This is a genomic window from Pseudoxanthomonas sp. LjRoot204_2, from assembly GCF_056175765.1.
On sequence record NZ_JBGFFG010000493.1, the window covers coordinates 1 to 2,262 of the forward strand.

2 protein-coding genes and 1 pseudogene are annotated in these 2,262 nt (G+C 68.6%); 1 reads left to right on the plus strand and 2 read right to left on the minus strand.

What is annotated here, in order from left to right:
- Both AC04L7_RS17025 and AC04L7_RS17030 read right to left on the minus strand, forming a co-directional pair.
- Positions 1–186: pseudogene (locus tag AC04L7_RS17025) on the minus strand (acyl-CoA desaturase); the annotation flags it as partial.
- Between the two features lie 257 nt (positions 187–443).
- Entirely contained in the window at positions 444–1,547 is a 1,104-nt protein-coding gene (locus AC04L7_RS17030) for a ferredoxin reductase (RefSeq protein WP_435997883.1), read from the minus strand.
- 102 nt (positions 1,548–1,649) lie between these two features.
- Here AC04L7_RS17030 and fabR point away from each other — a divergent pair.
- On the plus strand, positions 1,650–2,262 hold a 613-nt coding region (gene fabR, locus AC04L7_RS17035), incomplete at its 3' end, for an HTH-type transcriptional repressor FabR (RefSeq protein WP_475513493.1).

Consider the following 2,262-nt stretch of genomic DNA (forward strand, 5'->3'; position numbering starts at 1 on the left):
GGTATAGGTGTGGTGGCGGAAGTTGTGGGTGTGCCGCCAGTTGTCGGCCGTACCGACGATGTCCCAATCGTAGGTCTTGCCGTCGAGCTGCGGGTCGCCGAGCCAGTCGTACTGGCCATGGATGACGTTGTGGCCCAGCTCCATGTTTTCCAGGATCTTGCCCAGGCCCAGCGACAGCGCGCCCACTGCCCACAGCACCCAGAACAGCCAGCCCACCGCGCTGTCGGCCAGCCACAGACCACCCGCCACCGCCGCTGCGAACAACAGCACGCGGCCGCCCAGGTTGGCGAAACGCACCGCCTTGACGACGTTGCGGATGTAGCGCGCATCGCGTGCGCCGAGCGTGGCGACGGTCTGCGCACGCAGGGCGTCGAGCTCCTCGCCGAACCGATCCAGTTCGTCGGCGCTGAGCTTGCGGTTGCGGGGAAAGGAGGACGTGGCCATCAGAGATCCAGCTCGAGGTCGGTGGCGGCGCTGTGGATGCACAGCTTCAATGCCTGGGTGGGTTCATGGATCAGCGCGCCGCTGGGCAGGTGGCGCGTGCTGCCGGCGGACTTGCCGCAGGCGCAGGTGTTGCAGATGCCCATGCGGCAGCCCGACGGCGGCTTCAGGCCCTGTTGCTCCAGGGCGACCAGCAGGGATTCGCCGCGCGGCACGCGCAGTGTGCGACCGCTGCGTTGCAGGCGGATGTCGACCTCGCCTTCGTCCACCACCGTCACCGGCGCCGCCGTGAAGGCTTCGGCCTGGAAGCTGGCCACGCGGGAGGCCAGCAGGTGGCGAGCGGCGTCGACGAACCCGCCGGGGCCGCAGGCCATGACCTGCTGCGTGGACAGGTCGCCGGCCTGCGCGGTGAGCAGCGCGTCGTCGATGCGGCCTTCCGCTTCGTCGCCGGCCGCTGCGGCATCCCGCGTCAGCAGCAGGCGGAAGCGGAACGCCGGATGCGCCGACGCCAGTGCACGCAGCTCGTCGAGGAAGCAGGCTTCCTCACGTCGGCGCACCCAGTACAGCAGGGTCAGGTCGACCGGCATGCCCTGCCCGGCCAGCTCGCGCACAAGCGCCATCAGCGGCGTGATACCACTGCCCGCCGCCAGCAACAGGAACGACCCGCGGGGCGAGGCTGGCAGCATCATCTCGCCGAAGGCCGGTCCCAGATCGACGATGTCGCCGATGCGGGCGTCGCGGCTCAGGTACTGGCTGACACGGCCGCCTTCGATGGCCTTCACGGTGATCGGCAACAGGCCGTCCGCGCGCGGCGGTGAGGTCAGGCTGTAGCTGCGGGTCACGCGGATGCCGTCGATTTCGATACCCAGGTTCACGTGTTGCCCGGCGCGGTGGCCGGCCCAGTGACGGTTGGGCTTGAACAGCAGCGTCACGGCATCGGCCGATGCGACCTCGCGCGTCACCAGCCGGGCCAGCGGGCGCTCCCAGGTCCAGGTGCGGTGGAAGCGGCTGGCCCAGAAATCGAAGATATCCGGCTTCACCAACGGGCGGAGCAGGCGTTTCAGGGGACCGGGCCGGCGGGGGGTCGGACGGATCTGAGCATTCATGGCCTCACTATACCGCTGTGAAGACGCATGTGTATACACTTGTATATTAATTTACGGGGCTATGATGCCCCTACCCTTCCGTATGCCCGGCGCCATCGCGTGATCCCGAACCCGCAACCGCAGCTCCAGGACGACCACGGCCCCGGCCGCAAGGCGTCCATCTCGCGCGAGGACCTGATGGCGGCCGCCCTGAAACTGGTCGGCCCGCACCGCAGCGTCTCCACCCTGAGCCTGCGCGAGGTGGCCCGCGAGGCCGGCATCGCGCCCAACAGTTTCTACCGCCAGTTCCGCGACATGGACGAACTGGCGGTGGCGCTGATCGACCTGGCCGGCCGTTCGCTGCGCAAGATCATCGGCGAGGCGCGCCACCGGGCCACCAGCAGCGACCGCAGCGTGGTGCGCGGCTCGGTGGAGGCGTTCATGGAGCAGCTGCGCGCTGACGACAAGCTGCTCCATGTGCTGCTGCGGGAGGGCAACGTCGGTTCCGATGCGTTCAAGCATGCGGTGGAGCGCGAACTGCAGTTCTTCGAGGAAGAACTGTGCTTGGACCTGGTGCGGCTCGCCGCGCGCGACAACGCCCCGCTGCACGAACCCGCGCTGGTCTCCAAGGCGATCACCCGCCTGGTGTTCGCGATGGGCGCCACCGCGATGGACCTGCCCCCCGAGAAGGATCCRGAGCTGATCGAGCAGCTCTCGGAAATGGTCCGCCTGATCA